This window comes from Crenobacter intestini (assembly GCF_004919095.1).
GTDB lineage: Bacteria > Pseudomonadota > Gammaproteobacteria > Burkholderiales > Chromobacteriaceae > Craterilacuibacter > Craterilacuibacter intestini.
The window spans coordinates 419,247-438,554 of the sequence record NZ_STGJ01000001.1 but is presented as its reverse complement, the minus strand read 5'-3'; the positions used below and the strand labels follow the sequence as shown (position 1 = coordinate 438,554).

General features: G+C 68.3%; 19 protein-coding genes. 11 read left to right on the top strand and 8 right to left on the bottom strand.

The window, feature by feature from the left end:
• Window positions 1-181: 181 nt before the first annotated feature.
• Window positions 182-679: a C40 family peptidase gene (locus E5K04_RS02020; protein ID WP_136551229.1), complete on the bottom strand. Its 498-nt coding sequence runs from the start codon at window positions 677-679 to the stop codon at window positions 182-184.
• Between the two features lie 3 nt (window positions 680-682).
• Window positions 683-2,587, bottom strand: a complete 1,905-nt coding sequence (locus E5K04_RS02015) for an ATP-binding cassette domain-containing protein (protein ID WP_136551228.1) — start codon at window positions 2,585-2,587, stop codon at window positions 683-685.
• 160 nt (window positions 2,588-2,747) lie between these two features.
• On the opposite strand from E5K04_RS02015, the gene E5K04_RS02010 reads away from it, so the two are divergent.
• The 10 genes from E5K04_RS02010 to ompA all read left to right on the top strand — a co-directional run bounded on the left by E5K04_RS02010 (window position 2,748) and on the right by ompA (window position 13,576).
• Window positions 2,748-3,104 carry a hypothetical protein gene (locus E5K04_RS02010; RefSeq protein ID WP_136551227.1) on the top strand — a complete coding sequence of 119 codons (357 nt, stop codon included), beginning with the start codon at window positions 2,748-2,750 and terminating at the stop codon, window positions 3,102-3,104.
• 23 nt (window positions 3,105-3,127) lie between these two features.
• Window positions 3,128-3,559, top strand: a complete 432-nt coding sequence (locus tag E5K04_RS02005) for a protein YgfX (protein WP_168929129.1) — start codon at window positions 3,128-3,130, stop codon at window positions 3,557-3,559.
• Window positions 3,546-4,820, top strand: a complete 1,275-nt coding sequence (folC, locus tag E5K04_RS02000; RefSeq protein ID WP_136551225.1) for a bifunctional tetrahydrofolate synthase/dihydrofolate synthase — start codon at window positions 3,546-3,548, stop codon at window positions 4,818-4,820. The genes E5K04_RS02005 and folC overlap by 14 nt, the downstream gene beginning before the upstream one ends.
• A gap of 7 nt (window positions 4,821-4,827) precedes the next feature.
• On the top strand, window positions 4,828-5,637 hold the full coding sequence (locus E5K04_RS01995) for an SPOR domain-containing protein (RefSeq protein ID WP_136551224.1): 810 nt from the start codon (window positions 4,828-4,830) through the stop codon (window positions 5,635-5,637).
• A gap of 1 nt (window position 5,638) precedes the next feature.
• Window positions 5,639-6,124 (top strand): CvpA family protein, encoded by a 486-nt coding sequence (locus E5K04_RS01990; protein WP_136551223.1) that lies wholly within the window; start codon window positions 5,639-5,641, stop codon window positions 6,122-6,124.
• 57 nt (window positions 6,125-6,181) lie between these two features.
• Window positions 6,182-7,708, top strand: a complete 1,527-nt coding sequence (gene purF / locus E5K04_RS01985) for an amidophosphoribosyltransferase (RefSeq protein ID WP_136551222.1) — start codon at window positions 6,182-6,184, stop codon at window positions 7,706-7,708.
• Between the two features lie 108 nt (window positions 7,709-7,816).
• A complete protein-coding gene (locus tag E5K04_RS01980) occupies window positions 7,817-8,989 on the top strand; it encodes an O-succinylhomoserine sulfhydrylase (protein ID WP_136551221.1) in 1,173 nt (390 codons plus the stop codon).
• Between the two features lie 181 nt (window positions 8,990-9,170).
• Entirely contained in the window at window positions 9,171-9,803 is a 633-nt protein-coding gene (locus tag E5K04_RS01975) for a TetR/AcrR family transcriptional regulator (RefSeq protein WP_136551220.1), read from the top strand.
• Window positions 9,804-9,841: 38 nt separating this feature from the next.
• The gene (locus E5K04_RS01970; RefSeq protein WP_136551219.1) at window positions 9,842-12,295 is read left to right on the top strand and encodes an acyl-CoA dehydrogenase; all 2,454 of its coding nucleotides are present in this window, start codon (window positions 9,842-9,844) and stop codon (window positions 12,293-12,295) included.
• Window positions 12,296-12,544: 249 nt separating this feature from the next.
• Window positions 12,545-13,576: a porin OmpA gene (gene ompA / locus E5K04_RS01965; RefSeq protein ID WP_136551218.1), complete on the top strand. Its 1,032-nt coding sequence runs from the start codon at window positions 12,545-12,547 to the stop codon at window positions 13,574-13,576.
• Between the two features lie 55 nt (window positions 13,577-13,631).
• On the opposite strand, the gene E5K04_RS01960 is transcribed toward ompA, so the two are convergent.
• On the bottom strand, window positions 13,632-13,931 hold the full coding sequence (locus tag E5K04_RS01960; RefSeq protein ID WP_136551217.1) for a hypothetical protein: 300 nt from the start codon (window positions 13,929-13,931) through the stop codon (window positions 13,632-13,634).
• A 214-nt stretch (window positions 13,932-14,145) separates the two neighbouring features.
• Between E5K04_RS01960 and E5K04_RS01955 the strand changes: the two genes are divergently transcribed.
• Window positions 14,146-15,423: a ferredoxin reductase family protein gene (locus tag E5K04_RS01955; RefSeq protein WP_168929128.1), complete on the top strand. Its 1,278-nt coding sequence runs from the start codon at window positions 14,146-14,148 to the stop codon at window positions 15,421-15,423.
• Between the two features lie 4 nt (window positions 15,424-15,427).
• Here the strand turns inward: E5K04_RS01955 and E5K04_RS01950 are convergent, their stop codons facing one another.
• From E5K04_RS01950 to E5K04_RS01930, 5 genes are read right to left on the bottom strand one after another with little or no spacing between them, the layout of a single operon-like run.
• Window positions 15,428-16,342 (bottom strand): MerR family transcriptional regulator, encoded by a 915-nt coding sequence (locus E5K04_RS01950; RefSeq protein WP_136551215.1) that lies wholly within the window; start codon window positions 16,340-16,342, stop codon window positions 15,428-15,430.
• A 10-nt stretch (window positions 16,343-16,352) separates the two neighbouring features.
• Window positions 16,353-16,763 (bottom strand): nuclear transport factor 2 family protein, encoded by a 411-nt coding sequence (locus E5K04_RS01945; RefSeq protein WP_136551214.1) that lies wholly within the window; start codon window positions 16,761-16,763, stop codon window positions 16,353-16,355.
• Window positions 16,760-17,533 carry an SDR family NAD(P)-dependent oxidoreductase gene (locus tag E5K04_RS01940; RefSeq protein ID WP_136551213.1) on the bottom strand — a complete coding sequence of 258 codons (774 nt, stop codon included), beginning with the start codon at window positions 17,531-17,533 and terminating at the stop codon, window positions 16,760-16,762. Before E5K04_RS01940 ends, E5K04_RS01945 begins: the two co-directional genes overlap by 4 nt.
• The gene (locus E5K04_RS01935) at window positions 17,530-18,075 is read right to left on the bottom strand and encodes a DUF3833 domain-containing protein (protein ID WP_205700265.1); all 546 of its coding nucleotides are present in this window, start codon (window positions 18,073-18,075) and stop codon (window positions 17,530-17,532) included. The genes E5K04_RS01940 and E5K04_RS01935 overlap by 4 nt, the downstream gene beginning before the upstream one ends.
• Window positions 18,072-19,307 (bottom strand): MFS transporter, encoded by a 1,236-nt coding sequence (locus E5K04_RS01930; protein ID WP_136551212.1) that lies wholly within the window; start codon window positions 19,305-19,307, stop codon window positions 18,072-18,074. The genes E5K04_RS01935 and E5K04_RS01930 overlap by 4 nt, the downstream gene beginning before the upstream one ends.
• Window position 19,308: the final 1 nt, after the last annotated feature.

The window sequence follows — 19,308 nt, the reverse complement described above, 5'->3', positions numbered from 1 at the left end:
AAGAAAGGGTGTGCCCCTCAGGGATTCCCCGCATGGGCGGTGAAGCAAGGGGGCGGATGGACGAGCCTGTGCTTGCGCGGACGGGTTTTACGTCCGCTTGCCAGGAAAAGGTGGCGTGTGCCGGCGGCTGGTGCGCACTTTCTCGCCGGCACGGGCGCGGCGTGAAAGTGCGCGCAGGGTGCTACTGGAACAGGGTGCGCCCACCCTGGTAGCGGGCCTGGAACCAGGGGTTGCTCAGCGATTCGACGCGGATCTGGCTGTTGGTGCGCGGCGCGTGCACGAACTTGCCGTCGCCGATATAGATGCCCATGTGCGAGAACGGGCGGTCCATGGTGTTGAAGAACACGAAGTCGCCGACGCGCAGCCGCGTATCGGTGACCGGGCGGCTGGCTTCGGCGATCTGCGCCGCGGTGCGCGGCAACTCGACCCCGAGCGCCTGCCGGTAGATGTAGCCGGCCATGCCGCTGCAGTCGAGGCCGGCCTCGGGGTTGCTGCCGCCGAAGCGGTAGTCGATGCCCAAGAGGCTCATCGTCACCATCAACACCTCGCGCCCGGCGCCTTCCGCCTTGAGCGAGGAGAGCGCGAGCGTAGGCCTGGGGCGCGGCGGTTTTTTCGGCGGCGTGCTCGAGCACGCCGCGATGAGCAGGATCAGGCCGAAGGTGGCGAGGCGCTTAGCCATGGTTCAGCCCTGCTTGGCTTCGAGTTCTTCCCAGCGCGCGAGCTTCTCGAGCAGTTCTTCCTCGATCGCCTCGATCCTGGCCTGCCACTGGCGCGCGTCCTGCGGCTGGTCGCGATAGACCGCCGGGTCGAGCAGTTGCTGGTTGAGCGCGGCCTGCTCGGCCTCCAGCGCGGCGATCGTGTCGGGCAGGGCGGCGAGCTCGCGCGTCTCGTTGAAGCTGAGTTTCTGCGCGCGGTTTTTCTGGCGTTCGGCCTTGTTCTCGCGCGCGGCCGCCGGGGCGGAGGCCTTGGCGGCGGGGGCGAATTCGGCCATGCGGGCCCTCGCGTCGACCCAGTCCTGGTAGCCGCCCGGGTATTCCTCGAGCTTGCCGTCGCCCTCGAACGCGACCACCTGGGTGACCACGTTGTCGAGGAAGGCACGGTCGTGGCTGACCAGGAACACGGTGCCCGCGTAATCGGCGATCAGGTTTTCCAGGAGTTCGAGGGTGTCGATGTCGAGGTCGTTGGTCGGCTCGTCGAGCACCAGCACGTTGGCCGGGCGGGTGAACAGTCGGGCGAGCAACAGGCGGTTGCGCTCGCCGCCGGAGAGCGAGCGCACCGGGCTTCGGGCGCGGGCCGGGTCGAACAGGAAGTCCTCGAGGTAGCTCATCACATGCTTGCGCAGGCCGCCGACTTCGACGTAGTCGTTGCCCTGGCCCAGCGTGTCGAACACCGTCTCGTCTTCGTTCAAGCGTTCGCGGAACTGGTCGAAGTAGGCGATCTCCAGGCGCGTGCCCTGGCGGACGGTGCCGCTGTCGGGCGTGATCTCGCCCAGGATCAGCTTGAGCAGCGTGGTCTTGCCGGCGCCGTTCGGGCCGATCAGGCCGATCTTGTCGCCGCGCAGGATGCGCGTGGTGAAGTCGCGGATCAGCACGCGGTTGTCGTAGCCTTTGCTGACATGCTCGAGCTCGGCGACCAGCTTGCCCGAGCGTTCGCCCGCGTCGAGCTGGAAGTTGACCTGGCCCACGCGGTTGCGGCGGGCGGCGCGCTCGCGGCGGATCTCCTCCAGGCGGCGCACCCGGCCTTCGTTGCGGGTGCGGCGCGCCTCGATGCCCTTGCGGATCCAGACCTCTTCCTGCGCGTGGAACTTGTCGAACACGCGGTTCTGCTCGGCCTCGACGGCGAGCTCCTCGGCCTTCTTCACCTGGTAGGCGCCGAAGCTGCCCGGGTAGCTGCGCAGCACGCCGCGGTCGAGTTCGACGATGCGGGTGGCGACGTTGTCGAGGAAGCGCCGGTCGTGGGTGATCAGCAGCACGGCGCCGGTGAAGGCCTTGAGCAGGCCCTCCAGCCATTCGATGGCGGCGACGTCCAGGTGGTTGGTCGGCTCGTCGAGCAGCAGCACGTCGGGGCGGGCGGCCAGCGCGCGCGCCAGCGCGACGCGCTTCTTCCAGCCGCCGGAGAGGCTGTCGACGCTGACGTCGGCGTCAAGCCCGAGGTGGGTGAGCGCGGTCGAGATCAGCGCGTCGAACGCCCAGCCGTCCTGCGCCTCGATCTCGTGCTGGATCTCGGTCAGCCGTGCCAGGCGCGCGTTATCGTCGCCGTGGCCCAGCTCGCGGGTGAGCTTGTGGTACTCGGCGAGCGAGTCGCGCAATGCGCCCAGGCCTTCGGCGACCGCGTCGAACACGGTCTGTCCCGGCAGGAACTGCGGCTCCTGCGGCACCCAGCCGACCGAGAGGTCGTTCTTCATGTTGATGCGGCCGTCGTCCAGGCGGATTTCGCCGGCGACAGCCTTGATCAGCGAGGACTTGCCTGCGCCGTTGCGGCCGATCAGGCCGACGACCTCGCCCGGCTCGAGGGCAAAGTCGACTTGGTCCAGCAATGCGTGGTGTCCGAAGGCGAGCGAGGCCTTCTCGACGGTAATCAGCGCCATGGGGTCGTTATCGGTGAGAGCTAGCAATGGCGCGTATTGTAGCAGGGACGGCCTGCTGCGCGCCCAAGCGCGATCCGCGCACAGCATGTACAATGCGCGCGGGCGCAGGCTTTGCCCTGGCGGCCCGCATCATTTGCATCCCAGACCTGAAGGTGAGTCCATGTATTTCGTCGACCGTTCCGTAGCCATCATCAAGCCGCGCCAGCCCTTTCTCGACTGGCTGACCAGCGTCGCCGGGGACGATATGGTCGACCTGACCCTGGACAACCTGCGCGCCGACTGCACCGCCTTGCTGGTGCCCGAGTACGACGAGCCGGAAGAGGCGGTCGCCTGGGTCGACGAGCGCGCCGAGCAACTGTTCCGCCAGGAACTCGCCAGCTGGCACGAGGACGAGGCCGCCTGGCCGGCCGACCGCTCGCTGATGGTGTTCTGGCAGTGGTTCGACGTGGAGTTCCACTCCCTGGTGCTCGACTCGGTCGACGAGCCGATCGAGAACAGCCCGGCGCTCGACGCGTAAGCACGGGCGCGCCGCCGGTGGCGATGCGCCCCTTCGTGCTGCTGGCGCGCCCTTCGCGCCTGGCACTCGTGCTCGCCACGCTCTTCGCGGCCGCCTTTGCCGTGGCCGTTGTTTACTACGCACTGCCGGCCTGGCTGCTGCCGGCCGTGCTTGCCGCGTGGCTGATGGTACTGGCGAGCGAGGGCTGTTTGCCCTGGCGGCGGCCGGTCACCGGCCTACGCGTCGACGCCGCGGGCGACCTTTACCTGCTGCCCGGCGGTGAAGGGCCCTGTGCCGTGTCGGACGCGTCGCTCGCCAGCCGCTACCTGACCGTGCTGGTGTGCCGCGCCGCACACCGCCGCTACCGGCTGGTGTTGTGGCCGGACAGCACCGACCCCGAATCCTTGCGCCGCCTGCGCGTGCACTTGCGCTGGCAACGCCCCCTGCTAGACGGAGACCCCGATGCAAAAGCCTGACCGCCACGCGCCGCTTGCGAACTGGCTCGCCTACCTGGAAGCGATCCACCCGGTCGCGATCGACATGGGCCTTGCCCGCGTCGACGCGGTCAGGCAGGCGATGGGCCTCTCGCCCGCCTTCCCGGTGATGCTGGTCGGCGGCACCAACGGCAAGGGCTCGGTCGCGGCGATGGTGTCGACCATCCTCAGGTGCGCGGGCTACCGGGTTGGCACCTATACCTCGCCGCACATCCTGCATTACAACGAGCGGGTCGCCATCGACCTTGCGCCGGCAAGCGACGCGACCATCGTCGATGGTTTGGCGGCGGTCGAGGCGGCGCGCGGCGACGTCTCGCTCACGTACTTCGAATACGGGACGCTGGCCGCGATGAAGACCTTCGTCGACGCGAAGGTCGACGTCGCGGTGCTCGAGGTGGGCCTGGGCGGGCGGCTCGACGCGACCAATGTGTTCGACGCCGACGTCAGCGCCGTGGTCAGCGTCGACCTCGACCACCAGGCCTTCCTCGGCGACACCCGCGAGGCGATCGGCTTCGAGAAGGCCGGCATCTACCGCGCCGGACGCACCGCGATCTGCGCCGACCCCAACCCGCCCGCGTCGCTGGTCGCGCAGATCGGCAAGGTCGGCGCGCGCGCCATGCTGCTGGGGCAGGACTACCGCTACGAGCGTCTGGACGCGCAGTGGAATTTCCGAGCGGGCGAGCGCGGCCGCTTCGCGCTGCCGCAGCCGGCGCTGCGCGGCGCGTACCAGCTGGGCAACGCGGCGTGCGCGCTGGCCATCATCGACGCGCTGCGCGAACGCCTGCCGGTCGACCTGGGCGCCGTCAAGCGCGGCTTGCTGGAAGTGAGCTGGCCGGGGCGCTTCCAGGTGCTGCCGGGGCGTCCGCAGGTGGTGCTCGACGTCGGCCACAACCCGCACGCGGCGCGCGCGCTCTCCCAGGGGCTGCGCCAGCTGCCGTTTGCGTCGCGCCGCATCGCGGTGTTCTCGATGCTCGCCGACAAGGACATGCAGACGGTGGTCGACACCCTGCGCGACGACTTCGACGCGTGGTACGTGGCGCCGCTGGAAGGGCCGCGTGCGCTGAGCGCGGAAGAACTCTCGGCGCGGCTCGCGGACAGCGGGGTGGGGGGCGTGCGCCGTTTCCCCGACATCGCAAGCGCCTGGCATGCCGCCTTATCGGAGGCGGGCGACGATGGTAGAATCTGCGTCTTCGGATCGTTCCATACCGTCGCCGCCGTGATGGCGGCGCGCAGCGAGGCTTGAAATCGACATGGCAGGACTCTCCCAGCAGCAGGAACTCGTGCAGCTCAGGAAGCGTGCGCGCCGCCGTCTGGTCGGCGCGATCGTGCTGGTGCTGGTGTCGACCGCGGTGCTGTGGAACGTGGTTGGCGCGATTCCCGACCAGAAGATGAAACCCGAGGCGATCGAGATCGTCGGTCTGGAAACCAGCCAGCCGGCCGCCCTGCCGGTGCAGCCGGCGTCCGCGCCGCTGGCCGATGCCGCTTCGGCGCCCCTTGACGCCTTGCCGCCCGCCGGTGCGACCGAACTGCCAGCCGCGCTGCCTGATGACGGCGCGGTGGTGACGCTGCCGGCGACGCCGGCCCCCGCCCAGCCGGCGGCCGCGGCCAAGCCCGTGCTGCCGCTGCCATCCGTCACGCCGGCAGTAGCGCCCGAGCCTGCCCCCAAGCCTGCGCCGAAACCCGAACCCAAGCCGGCGCCCAAGCCCGCGCCGAAGCCCGAGCCCAAACCCAGGGCCGCGCCCGAGCGCGACCCCCTGGCCATCCTCGAAGGGCGCGCGTCGTTCGACGATCACAAGCAGCCGGCCAAGGCGGCCGAGGCGAACCCGCAGGGGACGCGCTACATGGTGCAGCTGGCGGCGCTGTCCGACCCGGCCAAGGTCGACGCGCTGCGCGCGCGCCTCGCGGCCAACGGCCTGTCGGCCAGCTTCAGCAAGGTCACTACCAGCAAGGGCGAGGTGGTGCGGGTGCGCATGGGGCCGTTCGGGAGCCGGCAGGAAGCCGACGCGGCGCTCGCGCGGCTGTCGCGCGCCGGGGTGAGCGGCATCGTCGTGAGCAAATGACATGACGAGTTTCGATTACGTGATGCTGGCGATCGTCGCCGGCTCGATGCTGGTCGCGCTCATGCGCGGCCTGGTCGCCGAGATCCTGTCGCTGACCTCGTGGCTGGTCGCCCTGTGGGTCGCCAAGGAATACGCGGCGGTCGCCGCGCCCTTCCTGCCCTTGCCGGGCGAGGGCTTGCAACTGATCGGCGGCTTTGTCGTGCTCTTCTTCGGCTGCTGGCTGGCGACCGCGCTGTTGCGTACCACGCTCGTCGGGGTGCTCGGCGCGACCGGGCTCTCCGGCGTCGACCGCTTTTTCGGCGTGATCTTCGGCCTGGTGCGCGGCCTGCTGCTCGCGACGGTGCTGGTGCTCGTCGGCGGCCTGTCGACGCTGCCGCAACAGCCGGTGTGGCGGGACGCGGTATTCGCCGAGCCGCTGCAGTCGGTCGCCTTGTCGCTCAGGCCCTGGCTGCCGCAGGCGCTGGCCAGCCGCATCCGTTACGGTTAAAGGCGGCGCTGCCGCCCGGATTACAACAAGCAGTTCTTCAATCGGGGAAGTTTGAATATGTGTGGAATTCTCGGCGTCGTGGCGGCCTCGCCCGTCAACCAGCTCCTGTACGACGGACTGCAGGTGCTGCAGCACCGCGGTCAGGACGCGGCGGGCATCGCGACGGCCCACGGCAAGACCTTTCACATGCACAAGGGCAGCGGGATGGTGCGCGACGTGTTCCGCACCCGCAACATGCGCTCCTTGCAGGGCAACGCCGGCATCGCGCACGTGCGCTACCCGACCGCGGGTTCGGCGTCCAACCTGGCCGAGGCGCAGCCCTTTTACGTCAACTCCCCGTTCGGCGTGGTGCTCGCGCATAACGGCAACCTGACCAATACCGAGGCGCTGAAGGCGGAGATGATCCGCCACGACCTGCGCCACATCAACACCAATTCCGATTCCGAAGTGCTGCTCAACGTGTTCGCGCACGAACTCTCGCAGCGCGTGGTCGACTTCGAACTGTCGGTCGACGCGATCTTCGACGCGGTCGCCGCCGTGCACCGCCGCGTCAAGGGTGCGTACGCGGTGGTCGCGATGATCGCCGGCTACGGCCTCGTCGCGTTCCGCGACCCGAACGGCATCCGCCCGCTGGTGATCGGCACCGCCGAGCACCACGGCCGCACCGAATACATGTTCGCCAGCGAGTCGGTCGCGCTGGACTGCTCGGGCTTCTCCATCCTGCGCGACGTTGCGCCCGGCGAATGCGTGTACGTCGACTTTGCCGGCGACTTCAACGCGCGGGTGGTGACGCCGGGCCACGTGCACGCGCCATGCCTGTTCGAATACGTGTATTTCGCGCGGCCGGACAGCGTGATCGACGGCGCGTCGGTCTACCAGGCGCGGCTGGTGATGGGCGACATGCTGGCCGACAAGGTCCGCCGCGCGCTACCCGAACTCGACATCGACGTGGTGGTGCCGATCCCGGATACCAGCCGCCCGAGCGCCCTGCAACTGGCGACCAGCCTGGGCCTGCCGTACCGCGAGGGCTTCATCAAGAACCGCTATATCGGCCGCACCTTCATCATGCCGGGGCAGGCGGTGCGCAAGAAGTCGGTGCGCCAGAAGCTCAATCCGGTCGCCTGCGAATTCAAGGGCCGCAACGTGCTCTTGGTCGACGACTCGATCGTGCGCGGCACCACCTCCAAGGAAATCGTGCAGATGGCGCGCGACGCCGGCGCCAACAAGGTGTACTTCGCGTCGGCCGCGCCGGCGGTGCGTTTCCCCAACGTGTACGGCATCGACATGCCGACCCGCGCCGAACTGTTGGCGACCGGCCGCGACGAGCGCGAGATCGCCGCCGAGATCGGCGCCGACGCGGTGTTCTACCAGGACCTCGCCGCGCTGGAAGAGGCCGTGCATACCGTCAATGCGCAACTGACCCGCTTCGAGAACTCCTGCTTCTCCGGCGAGTACGTGACCGGCGACATCGACGACGCCTACCTCGACCGCGTCGAGGCCGCCCGCAAGGCGGGCAAGGGTGCCGACGGCAGCGAGCAGATGCTCGACCTCAACCTCAATGTCGCCGAGCAGAACCTGATGTAAGCGCAGGTACGCGCAAAGCCGGCCGCCGTCGTATGACGGCGGCCATTTTTTTGGTAAGTTGTCAGCGGCATGCGCGTGCGTGCCGCCAAGAACGACAAAGAGACTCCCATGAGCGAAGCCCAATACCACCCCCAGACGCTGGCGATCCGTGCCGGCCGCGAGACCTCAGCCTTCGGCGAGCACAGCCAGGCGCTGTTTTTGACCTCCAGCTTCACCTACGCCAACGCGGCCGAGGCCGCCGCGATGTTCTCGGGCGAGCAGGACGGCTATACCTATTCGCGCTTCACCAACCCGACCGTCGCCGCGTTCCAGGCGAGGCTGGCCGCGCTCGAAGGCGGCGAGCGCGCGCAGGCGACCGCCAGCGGCATGGCGGCGATCCAGGCGGTGATGCTGACCTTCCTCAAGTCGGGCGACCATGTGGTCGCCTCGCAAAGCCTGTTCGGCTCGACCACCAACCTGCTGCTCGGGCTCGCCCGTTTCGGCGTCGAGGTGAGCTTCGTCGAGGGGGCGAGCCTGGAGGCCTGGCGCGCGGCGCTGCGCCCGTCGACCAGGCTCTTTTTCCTCGAGACGCCGTCCAACCCGCTGACCGAGATCGTCGACATCGCGGCGGTCGCCGCGCTCGCGCGCGAAGCCGGGGCCTTGAGTGTGGTCGACAACTGTTTTTGCACGCCGGCGCTGCAGCGTCCGCTCGCACTGGGCGCGGATCTCGTCGTGCATTCGGCGACCAAGTCGCTGGACGGGCACGGGCGCGTGCTGGGCGGCGCGGTGGTCGGCGCCGACGCGCTGATTGAGCAGGTCTACCTCCATGTGCGCACCGCGGGGCCGACGCTCTCGCCGTTCAACGCATGGGTGCTGCTCTCGGGCCTGGAGACGCTGCACGTGCGGATGGCGCAGCAGTGCGCGAGCGCGCTTGAGCTGGCGCGGTATCTGGAAACGGTGCCGGGTGTCGAACGCGTCTACTACCCGGGCCTTGCGAGCCACCCGCAGCACGCGCTGGCCGCGCGGCAGCAGTCGGGCGGCGGCGCGGTGGTGTCCTTCGTGGTGGCGGGCGGCCGCGCGGCGGCGTGGTCGGTGTACGACGCCTGCCGCCTGATCTCGCGCACCGCGAACCTGGGCGACGTGAAGACGACGATCACCCACCCGGCGTCGACCACGCACGCGCGCATCAGCGCCGAGGCGCGCGAGAAGGCCGGCATCGTCGAGGGCCTGCTGCGCGTCGCGGTCGGCCTCGAACATGTGGACGACCTGAAGGGCGACCTCGCGCGGGGTTTGCTCAAGTAGAACGATTGCTCGAAAAATCATACGTTCTTATCAAACGGCAGCTAGAATGGCTGCCGTTTCCTGTTATGCGATGTGCAAAATGCTTGACATCATTCAAGGCAAAACGTATGTTTCAAACGCCTGTTCGAAAGCCCGCAAGGACTTCGCGGACCGGGCAATCCACAACAAAGGCCAGAAAAACATGGAAGCGAATCGCCCGGATACCGCCAGCCGCATACTCGAGGTTTCCGAACTCCTGTTCGTGGAGCACGGCTTCGAGGCGACTTCGCTGCGCATGATCACCCAGCAGGCGGGGGTCAACCTCGCGGCGGTGAACTATCACTTCGGCTCCAAGGACGCGTTGTTCGAGTCGGTGTTCATGCGGCGCTTCACGCCGCTGATCGCCGCCTGCCTGTCCGAGCTCGAGGCGGTCGAAGGCAGGGGAGAGGGCGACAAGATCGAGGCGGTGGTGATGACCTTCATCCGCCCCTGCCTTGCGCTGTCGCGCGACCCCAGCGGTGGCGGCGCGCTGTTCGTGCGGCTGCTCTCGCGCGCGCTGGTGGAAAACCACCGGCTGCTGCGCGAGGCGTTGTCGCGCGAGTACAGCCAGTTCGTCGAGCGCTACACGCGGGCGTTCTCGCGCGCGCTGCCCGAACTCCCCGAGCAGGAGCTGTCCTGGCGGATGCACTTCGCGTTCAGCCTGATGTTCAACGCCTTCGCCGGCAACGACGTCCTCAAGATCTTCCGCAAGAGCCCGGTGGTGACTGCGCGGGACCCCGAGGCGATCGTCCGCCATCTGCTTCCCTTTGTCGTGGCGGGCCTGGTCCAGTCCTGAGACGGGCGTAAACGGGGTTAACACGAGGAAAAAACCCTATGCTATACGCCATTTCCCTGATCCTGGCCGTCGGCGTGCTCGCCTACTGGCGCGCGCCCCTGCTGCTGTGGACGATCGCGCTCGGCCTGTGGCTCGCCGCGCTGCAACTGGTCGGCGGCTGTGCCGTCCCGGTCGCCGTGTGGGCAGTGTTCGCGGTTGTCGCGGCCGTGCTCAACGTCGCGCCGCTGCGCCGCCTAGTCTTCACCGGCCCGGTGTTCGCCATCTTCAAGAAAATCACTCCGGCGATGAGCCAGACCGAGCAGGAGGCGATCAACGCCGGCACCGTCTGGTGGGACCGCGACCTGTTCTCGGGCAAGCCTGACTTCAAGCGCCTGCTCGCCTTCCCCGCGCCCAAGCTCTCGGCCGAAGAGCAGGCCTTCATCGACGGCCCGACCGAACAGCTGTGCCGGATGATCGACGACTGGAAGATCACCCACGAACTGAAGGACCTGCCGCCTGAGGTGTGGCAGTTCATCAAGGACCAGGGCTTCCTCGGCATGATCGTCAAGAAGCGCTACGGCGGCCTCGAGTTCTCCAACTACGCGCACGCCAAGGTGGTCACCAAGATCGCGACCCGCGGCGGTTCGGCGGCCGTGTCGGTGATGGTGCCCAACTCCCTGGGGCCGGGCGAACTGTTGCAGCACTACGGCACCGAGGCGCAGAAGGACTACTACCTGCCGCGCCTGGCCCGTGGCCTCGAGATTCCCTGCTTCGCGCTGACCAGCCCGTCGGCCGGCTCGGACGCAGGTTCGATTCCCGACTACGGCGTCGTCTGCCGCGGCAGCTACACCCACCCGCGTACCGGCGAGCGTTTCGAGGACGTGCTCGGCATCCGCGTAAGCTGGGAGAAGCGCTGGATCACGCTGGCGCCGGTGGCGACCATCCTCGGCCTCGCGTTCAAGATGTACGACCCGGATCACCTGCTGGGCGACGTGGAAGAGCTGGGCATCACCTGCGCGCTGGTGCCGACCGAGCACGAGGGCGTGGCTATCGGCCGCCGCCACTACCCGGGCGGTGCGGTGTTCATGAACGGCCCGACCTGGGGCCGCGACGTGTTCATCCCGATGGACTGGATCATCGGCGGGCAGGCGATGGCCGGCAAGGGCTGGCGCATGCTGGTCGAGTGCCTGTCGGTCGGCCGCTGCATCTCGCTGCCGGCGATGTCGGTTGCGACCGGCAAGTTCACCTCGTTCACCACCGGCGCGTTCGCCCGCGTGCGTGACCAGTTCGGCCTGCCGATCGGCAAGTTCGAGGGCGTCGACGAGGCGATGGCGCGCATCGGCGGTTACACCTACCAGATGGAAGCCGCGCAGGACCTGGCGCTGGTCGGCCTCGACACAGGCGAGAAGCCGTCGGTGCTCTCGGCGGTGTTGAAGTACCACAACACCGAACGCATGCGCAAAGTGCTGAACGACGCGATGGACGTGCACGGCGGCAAGGCCGTGGTGCTCGGGCCGCGCAACTACCTGGGCCGCGCCTACCAGGCGATCCCGATCGGCATCACCGTCGAGGGCGCGAACATCCTGACCCGTTCGATGATCATCTACGGCCAGGGTGCGATCCGCTGCCATCCCTTCGTGCTGCGCGAGATGAAGGCGTCGATGGCGAACGACGCGCGCGAGTTCGACGACGCGTTCACCGGCCATATCGGCTTCGTGCTGAGCAACGTGGTGCGTTCGTTGTGGCTGGGTGCGACCGGCGCCCGCTTCACCGGCAGCCCGAAGGGCGGCGAGGTCGCGGCTTACTATCGCCGGGTGACCCGTCTCTCCAGCGCGTTCGCGCTGCTCTCGGACATGGCGATGTTCAGCCTCGGCGGCACGCTGAAGTTCCGCGAGAAGCTGTCGGCGCGCCTGGGCGACATGCTCTCCGGCCTCTATATCGCGACCGCTTCGCTCAAGCACTACGAAGACCAGGGCGCACAGAAGGACGACCTGCCGCTGGTGCGTTTTGCCGTCGGCAACGCGCTTTATGATGTGCAGCAGGCGATGGACGGCTTTCTCGCCAACCTGCCCAGCCGCCCGCTCGCCTGGGTGCTGCGCCGCGTGATCTTCCCGTGGGGCCTGACCCTGCGTCCGGCCTCCGACAAGGACGGCACCCGCATCGCCCGCTTGCTGATGACCCCGGGCGGCAGCCGCGACCGTCTGGTGCACGGCGTGTTCAAGCCCGAGGACGCGCGCGACGCGGTCGGCGTGCTCGAGCCTGCGATGCGCGCGATCATCGAGACCGAGCCCCTGGAAGGCAAGCTCAAGAAGCTCGCCCGCGAGGGCCGCTTCAAGACGATCACCGCGCGCGAACGCCTCGCCGAGGCACTCGCCGGCGGCTTGATCAGCCAGGCCGAGCACGACGCGCTCGAGACGGCGCGCCGCCTCAAGCGCGAGGTGATCATGGTCGACGACTTCGACTTTTCGCTTCGCGAGCACGACGACAAGATGCTGGAACGCGTGGTGTTCTGATCGTCGCTGTCAAGGTGTACACAAAGCCGCCCCTCGGGGCGGCTTTGTTGCATTTTGGCAACGATTTTCACGTGGGGGTTCGGCGTAGTTCAGGAATTTTGCATTTTTTTACATCGATCGGCTGCATTTCGCGGTTTGGGCAACACAAAGGCGGCAAACCCGCATGCGCTGTGCCATTACTGGTACTGAGGTGCGCGCAAATCATTTTCCGGCGCTGCCCGCGTTCCCCTTATCTTGTGGAGACTAAAAATGAAATATCCCCTGCGTTCCCTGCTTGCCGTCGCAGTCGCTGCAGCGCTGCCCGCCATCGTCCACGCGGCCAATGTCGACGAGCCGTGGTACGTCGGCGGCAAGGTGGGCTGGTCCGATTACTACAGCAAGGATTACGGTCTTGGACTGACCGACGGCGACACCAGCAACAGCGACAAGGTCGGCGCCGGCGCCTTTGTCGGCTACCAGTTCAACGACTGGTTCGCGCTGGAAGGCGGCTACGACTGGCTGGGCAAGGAAGGTATCCGTAACGCAGCTGGTCTTGAGGCGAAGCAGCGCTTCCAGGGTATCCAGCTCTCCGGCAAGTTCAGCACTCCGGTGACTGACAAGCTCGACGCCTACGCGCGCCTGGGTGTGATGGGCTACCGCGCGAGCGGCGCATTTGGCGACAAGCATGACGGCGCCGCGCCACTGGCCGCCCTCGGTCTCGAGTACAACATCGACCGCAACTGGTCGACCCGCTTCGAATACCAGTACACCAACCACTTGGGCAAGGCCGAGGATAACGGCCTGCGTGCCGACAACGGCCTGCTGTCGCTGGGCGTTGCCTACCACTTCGGCGGCGCGCCGGCACCGGTGCCGGTCGCCGCGCCTGCCCCGGCGCCGGTAGCCGCCGCACCGCAGGTGATGGAGTTCAAGCTCAACGGCGACGTGCTGTTCGCGTTCAACAGCGCCAAGCTCAACGACGCGGGCCAGGCCGAGCTTGCGACCATCGTCCAGCAGATCAAGACCGCGCAGCCGCAGCAGGCCGCGATCAATATCGCCGGCTACACCGACCGCATCGGCTCCGACGCGTACAACCTGAAACTCTCCAAGGAGCGTGCGGCGTCGGTCGGCGACTTCCTGGTCAGTCAGGGCATCCCGGCCAGCATCATCACCGCCGAAGGCTTCGGCAAGGCCGATCCGGTCGTGGCGTGCGACAACGTCGCGCCGCGCGCCGAGCTGATCAAGTGCCTGCAGCCGAACCGGCGCGTGATCATCCGCGCCATCGGCCAGACCGTGCAGCAATAAGCCTTGATGTGCACAAGAAGATGCCCGCGCAAGCGGGCATTTTTGTTGGTGCGCGTCAGGAAAGGTGCGCGGCCAGTTGCGCGCGCTGGTGCTGGCCGGCGAGGGTGATTTTCAGCGTGCCCTCGCATGCGGCGATCAGTCCCTGCCCGGTGAGTTCCGCTAGGAAGCGTTCGGCGTCGGGCGGCCGCAAGCCGTAGGGCGTGCACGCGTTGATGAACAGGGTGGCGGGCATGCCGTGGACGGCGCACTCGTCGAGCGCCTCGAGCAGGGCGAGGGTGAATTTCTGGCGGCGCAGCCGCGTCGCCTCGTCCGGGCGCTGCTGCCCGGCGATCAGCGTGTCAACGAAATAGGGCATGCCAGTCCCTCCGATCATGATTTTCGCATGTCATTGTACGCGCGCCCCCATGGGCGCGTCATCCTGCCTGTCCGGACGCCAGTCATGAGCGAAGTGTTAACAGATGTTGGCATCGTGCGTTCATTCAACACATCGCAACGGCTGGCGGGCACCCGCGCAAACTTTGCACAGAGGATGGGTGTGTAATGGGCGGGTCGCGATACTGGAGCCTGCCATGAAGAAATATCCGTTGACCCTCACCCTGCTGCTGGGCGTGCTTGTGCCGTTGGCCTGCTGGCTGGCAGTGACAGGGGTGCCTGCCGACTACTGGGGCTGGCGCCGTATGGTCGTGATGGTCAGTGGCGTCGGGCTCGCCGCGCTGATCGGCGCGTGTGCCTTGCTGGCGGTCAGGCCCGGCTGGCTGGAGCGCAGCCTGGGCGGCCTCGACAAGCTGTACGCGCTGCACAAGCGCTTCGGCATCGCCTGCGCGCTGATGCTAGGCGTGCACTGGCTCACCGAGCTCTCGCCCAAATTGTTTCTCGCGCTCGAGTGGGCGGCGCCCAAAGTGCGCAAGGCGGGCGGCGTGAAAGACCCGCTGATGTCCTTGGCCAAGGACATGGGCGAATGGGCGGCGTGGGGGATGCTTGCGATGGTGCTGGTCGCGCTTCTGAGCGCCATCCCGTACCGCTGGTGGCGGCCCAGCCACCGCCTGTTCGCGCCCCTGGTGCTGATGGGCGCGTGGCACGGACTGATGCTGTTCGACGGCCGCCTGTGGGCAGGGCCGGCCGGCGTGCTGTTTGCCGCCATCCTGGCTGTTTCCGTGTACGCCGCGCTGATGTCCTTGTTCGGGCGGATCGGCCGCAAGCGCCGGCATGCGGGGCAGATCGTCTCGCTGGAACGCCTGCCTGGCGGCACGCTGGATATCCTCTGCAAGGCAGACGGTTGGCCCGGGCACACTGCCGGCCAGTTCGCGCTGGTGACTTTCGACAAACGCGAAGGCGCGCACCCCTTCACCATCGCCAGCGCGCCGCGGCCGGGGGGCGAGCTGCGCTTCATCGTCAAGGCGCTGGGCGACTACACCGCGACGCTGGCGGACACGCTGCACGCTGGCGATGCGCTGCTCGTCGAGGGGCCGTACGGCGGCTTTGTCGCCGGGCAGGGGCAGGGGCGGCAGGCCTGGGTCGCCGGCGGCATCGGCGTGACGCCATTTCTCGCGTGGCTGGAGGCGCGCGGGCGCACCGGCGGCACGGGCGAGGTCGATTTCTACTACTGCGTGAAGGACGCCGGCGAGGCGGCCGCGCTGGAAGAAGTGCGCGAGCGGGCCCGTGCCTCGGGCGTGTGCCTGCACCTGGTCGAAAGCGCGAAAGGCGGGCGCTTCGACCCGGCCTGCCTTGCCGATGCCAGCGACGTGTATTTTTGCGGGCCGCCAAGGCTGGGTGAGGCAATCGAAGCCGCGCTCAGTGCTCGTGGCCGCGCGGCGCACTTCCATCACGAGGCGTTCGCGATGCGCTAGCGCGTCAGCCATGCATGGCGCGCCAGCGCCCAATCAGCGCGGGCAGCGCCGCGAGCGTGAGGCCGGTGTGCACGCGGGGTTCGGCAAGCGTAGGGCGGCTACCCGCGCCGCCGACCCACAACTCGCAGTTGCCGGGCAAGGCGGCGATCAGCGCGGGCAGTTCGCGCCCGGGGTCGCCTGTATAGGCGGCCGAGAACGACAGGCACAGCACGTCGATGCGGTGCTCGGCGCAGGCGGCGGCCATCTCGGCGAAGGGCATCGACACGCCGAAGGGGACGATCTGGCAGCCCGCCAGACGCAACTGCGTCTCGGCGAGCATCAGCCCCAGCGCGTGCGCCTCGCCCGGCGCGGTGGTCAGCATCACCCTTGGCGGCGCGCCCCCTTCGGGCAAGAGCGCCATCGCTTCGCGCAGCACGCGGCTGACATGTTCGCTGTAGAGGTGCTCGTGGCGGACCCCGAGCACGCCGCGCGCCCACGCATCGCCGACCTGGTAGCCGGTATGCGGCAGGTAGTCGCCGGCGAAGCGCGCGAGGCCCAGTTCGGCCAGGCGGCGGCGCAGCAGCGCGCGCAGCGCGGGCGTGTCGTGTGCGGCGAGCACGGGCAAGAGTTCGGTCTCGTCGTCTTCCCGGACGCGCGGCGCGGGCAGCGTGTCGGCGAGCAGCGCGTCAAGCTCGGCGGTGCCAAGCGCGACGACGCGGCCCGGGCGTAGCCCCAGGTCGAGCAGGCGGCGGATCTGGCGCAGGCGTTCGACCTGCTCGGGCGGGTAGACGCGGTCGCCGTGGGCGTCGCGCAGCGGTGCCGGGAAGCCGTAGCGGCGCTCCCACATGCGCAGCAAGTCGCGTGGCACGCCGGTTTCGCGTTCGACTGCGGCGATCGGCAGCCCGTGCGGGGTAGGGGGCTGACTTTTTTGCGTATTCATTGGGCGCGGATTATGCCATGCGCCGCTTGATCAGGCGCAGCAGGGGGCCGACGAGCGGCAGGGGGGCGAGCGCGTCGGCGCTGTCCCAGTAGTCTTGCTGGCGGGCGATCAAACCCTTGTCGTCCATCTCCAGCACGCTGGCGCCGTCAAAGCCGTGCGCGCGGCCGCGGTAGCGGTAGTCGAAACGCCAGGCGACGAAGGCGTTGTCGTCCTCGGCGATCACGCGGGTGATGGTGAAGCACGGCGTCTCGAGGGTGTCGAACATGCGCGCGTAGAGCGCCTGAATCGCGTCGCGGCCGCTTATCTTGTGCACGGGGTCGGCAAAGCGGGCATCGGGCGCGTAGACCGCTTCGATACGTGCGAGTGTCGAGGGCGTCAGGCCCGAGAACCACGCGAGGTGCTGTTCAAGAGGTGTGTTCATAGTCCGGTCGTCTTGTGCATCAGCCAGAACCAGGCGCGCCTGGGCAAGAGGGCGGCGAGCTTGAGCACCGTAGTGAAACGGCGCGGGAAGTGGATGTCGAAAGCCCCCTGCGCGAACCCCGCGACGATGGCATCAGCGGCTTCTTCGGGCGAGATCAGCGCCGGCATCGCAAAGTCGTTGCCGGCGGTCAAACGGGTGCGCACGAAGCCCGGGTTGATCACCCACACGCCGACGCCCAAGGGCGCGAGGTCCAGGTAGAGTGTCTGCGCCAGGTGGTTGACGGCGGCCTTGGTCGCGCCGTACACGGTGGCCTTGGGCATGCCGCCGACGCCGGCGACGCTGCCGGTCAGCGCGATGCCGCCCTTGCCGCGTTGCCTGAAGATAGGCGCGCACGCGGCGACCAGGTAAAACGCCGCCATCAGGTTGACGTCGGTCAGCTTACGCGCGGCCTCGGGCGTGACTTCCCACGCGCGTAGCGGCAGGTAGTCGCCTGCGAGCAGCACCACCAGGTCGATGCCGCCCTCTGCGTCGAGCCGCGCGGCCATCGCTTGCCAGGCGGCGGCGTCGGTCGCGTCGAACGGTGCGCTTTTGGCAGTACCCGCGCAGCGCGCGGCCACCGCCTGCAGCGCGTACGGGTTACGGCCTGACAGGGTGAGCCGTGCGCCAAGCTTGGCAAGCTTCACTGCCAGCGCTTCGCCGATGCCGTGCCCGGCGCCGATGAGCCACACATGTCGCCCCTGCCACTGCCTGATCGGTGCGTTGGCGCTCATGGCGTGCGCCCCTGTTTTTGCAGGAGCAAGGTGATGTCACCGACGCGGACGCCGAACTTCTTCATCTCGGAGCGGTTGATCAGGTTGTTGTCGTCGACCAGGTACATCCAGTCGTCGATGGTCAAATCGATTTCGCGGCCGTCGAGCGGGACCTTCAGCGTGTACGCAAAGTTGAACGCGTAGCCCGCGCCGCGCCCTTGCGCGTCGCCGACCACGTCGTGCGCGCGGCCGGTGTAGCTGCCGTCAGGTTGGCGCGTCAGCGTCCACACCCTGCGCTGGCGCTCGCCGTCGTCGAACACGAAGTGTTCGTCCAGCGTGCCGGTACTGCCAGCCCAGCGCGCGTCGATGTCGACCACGAAGCGGCGCAGCACCTTGCCCGAACGGTCCTGTACGGTACCCCAGCCCTTCAATGGGCCGTCGAAGAAGCGCTCGAGTACGAGTGCGGGCTTGCCGCTCTGGTAGGTGTCGACGCCGGGGGTCGAGCAGGCGGCGAGCAGCATGGCGAGGCAGGCGGCGAAGGTGCGTTGCAGGGTACGGATCATGATGCGTCCTCCAGGAGCGGGCGCACGCGTGCGAGCAGCGCCCAGGCAAACAGCTTGAACAGGCAAGGCAGGCCGGCGTACATCAGGGTGAGCGCGGCCAGCCCTTGATCGCCGCCGGGCGCATAGCCCGCGGCCGCCGCGAGCGGCAGGGCGACGCCGGCGCCCAGCGCCAGCGCGAGCTTGTTGACGAGGCTGACCCCGCCGAAATAGCTGCCGCCGTCTTCCTCGACGCCGCGGCCGATCACGTCGGCGATCAGCGCGGTCGAGTAGGCGAGGTCGGCACCCAGCGCCGCGCCCGTCACCACGCATACCAGCCAGAACCAGTAAGCGTTTTGCGGTGACAGCCACGGCACCAGTACGAAGCCGGCGAGCGCGAGCGCCATGCCGGCGTACCACGCGCGTACCCGGCCCAGCTTTCGGGCAAGCGCAAGCCACGCCGGCAAGGACAGCAGCGCCGCGCCGAAGTAGGCGAACAACCAGGGGCCGATCAGGCCGGGTGCACCCAGCGCGTCAGCGGCAAAAAAGTTGAACAGCGTCGCCGGCAGCGCCATCGCCAAGGAGTTTGCGAGCACCACGGCGAGCAGCGCGAGGTAGCAGCGGTCGGCCAGCACGCGGCGCCAGTTGCCGCGCGCGATGCGGGCAGGTGGTGCCGCCGGCGCACGTGCGAACAAAAGCAGGCTTGCGCCGCCGAGCGCGGCAAAGACCGCAAAAAACAGCGCAAGCCCGCGCTGGCTCCCAAGTGCGTCGGAAAGCAGCGGCGGCAACGCGGCGGCAAGCATCACGCCGACCACGCCGAACGCTTCGCGGCTGGCGACCACGCGGCCGCGCCCGTCGACGTCCTGGCTCAAGGCCGCGCCGTAACGCAGCAGGGCGATGCTCAGCCAGCCGTGCGCGGTGAAAACCAGTGCGAGCGTCACACCCAGTTGCCAGGTGAGCGGCAAGCCTTGTGCGGGCAGCAGCAAGAAGTAAAACGCGGCGGCGCCGACACCCGCGAGGGCGACGCTGAGTGCGCGCAGGGTGCTTGGGCTGCAGTGGTCCTGCAGGTAGCCGATCAACGGGTCCTGCGCGGTGTCGTACAGCCTGGCAAACAGCAGGATGGCGCCGACAGTCGCCAGTGGCAGGCCGTACTCGGCGGTATAAAGCGCAGGGGTGAGCACGTAGACGGGCAGCGCGACCATCGCCAGCGGCAGGGCTGGGCTGGCGGCCAGCCACAAGGCGCGGGTGCCCGGCATG

Coding starts and splice junctions, on each gene's coding strand:
- E5K04_RS02020 (WP_136551229.1), bottom strand. CDS start 679: ATGGCTAAGCGCCTCGCCACCTTCGGCCTGATCCTGCTCATCGCGGCG.
- E5K04_RS02015 (WP_136551228.1), bottom strand. CDS start 2,587: ATGGCGCTGATTACCGTCGAGAAGGCCTCGCTCGCCTTCGGACACCAC.
- E5K04_RS02010 (WP_136551227.1), top strand. CDS start 2,748: ATGTATTTCGTCGACCGTTCCGTAGCCATCATCAAGCCGCGCCAGCCC.
- E5K04_RS02005 (WP_168929129.1), top strand. CDS start 3,128: ATGCGCCCCTTCGTGCTGCTGGCGCGCCCTTCGCGCCTGGCACTCGTG.
- folC (WP_136551225.1), top strand. CDS start 3,546: ATGCAAAAGCCTGACCGCCACGCGCCGCTTGCGAACTGGCTCGCCTAC.
- E5K04_RS01995 (WP_136551224.1), top strand. CDS start 4,828: ATGGCAGGACTCTCCCAGCAGCAGGAACTCGTGCAGCTCAGGAAGCGT.
- E5K04_RS01990 (WP_136551223.1), top strand. CDS start 5,639: ATGACGAGTTTCGATTACGTGATGCTGGCGATCGTCGCCGGCTCGATG.
- purF (WP_136551222.1), top strand. CDS start 6,182: ATGTGTGGAATTCTCGGCGTCGTGGCGGCCTCGCCCGTCAACCAGCTC.
- E5K04_RS01980 (WP_136551221.1), top strand. CDS start 7,817: ATGAGCGAAGCCCAATACCACCCCCAGACGCTGGCGATCCGTGCCGGC.
- E5K04_RS01975 (WP_136551220.1), top strand. CDS start 9,171: ATGGAAGCGAATCGCCCGGATACCGCCAGCCGCATACTCGAGGTTTCC.
- E5K04_RS01970 (WP_136551219.1), top strand. CDS start 9,842: ATGCTATACGCCATTTCCCTGATCCTGGCCGTCGGCGTGCTCGCCTAC.
- ompA (WP_136551218.1), top strand. CDS start 12,545: ATGAAATATCCCCTGCGTTCCCTGCTTGCCGTCGCAGTCGCTGCAGCG.
- E5K04_RS01960 (WP_136551217.1), bottom strand. CDS start 13,931: ATGCCCTATTTCGTTGACACGCTGATCGCCGGGCAGCAGCGCCCGGAC.
- E5K04_RS01955 (WP_168929128.1), top strand. CDS start 14,146: ATGAAGAAATATCCGTTGACCCTCACCCTGCTGCTGGGCGTGCTTGTG.
- E5K04_RS01950 (WP_136551215.1), bottom strand. CDS start 16,342: ATGAATACGCAAAAAAGTCAGCCCCCTACCCCGCACGGGCTGCCGATC.
- E5K04_RS01945 (WP_136551214.1), bottom strand. CDS start 16,763: ATGAACACACCTCTTGAACAGCACCTCGCGTGGTTCTCGGGCCTGACG.
- E5K04_RS01940 (WP_136551213.1), bottom strand. CDS start 17,533: ATGAGCGCCAACGCACCGATCAGGCAGTGGCAGGGGCGACATGTGTGG.
- E5K04_RS01935 (WP_205700265.1), bottom strand. CDS start 18,075: ATGATCCGTACCCTGCAACGCACCTTCGCCGCCTGCCTCGCCATGCTG.
- E5K04_RS01930 (WP_136551212.1), bottom strand. CDS start 19,307: ATGCCGGGCACCCGCGCCTTGTGGCTGGCCGCCAGCCCAGCCCTGCCG.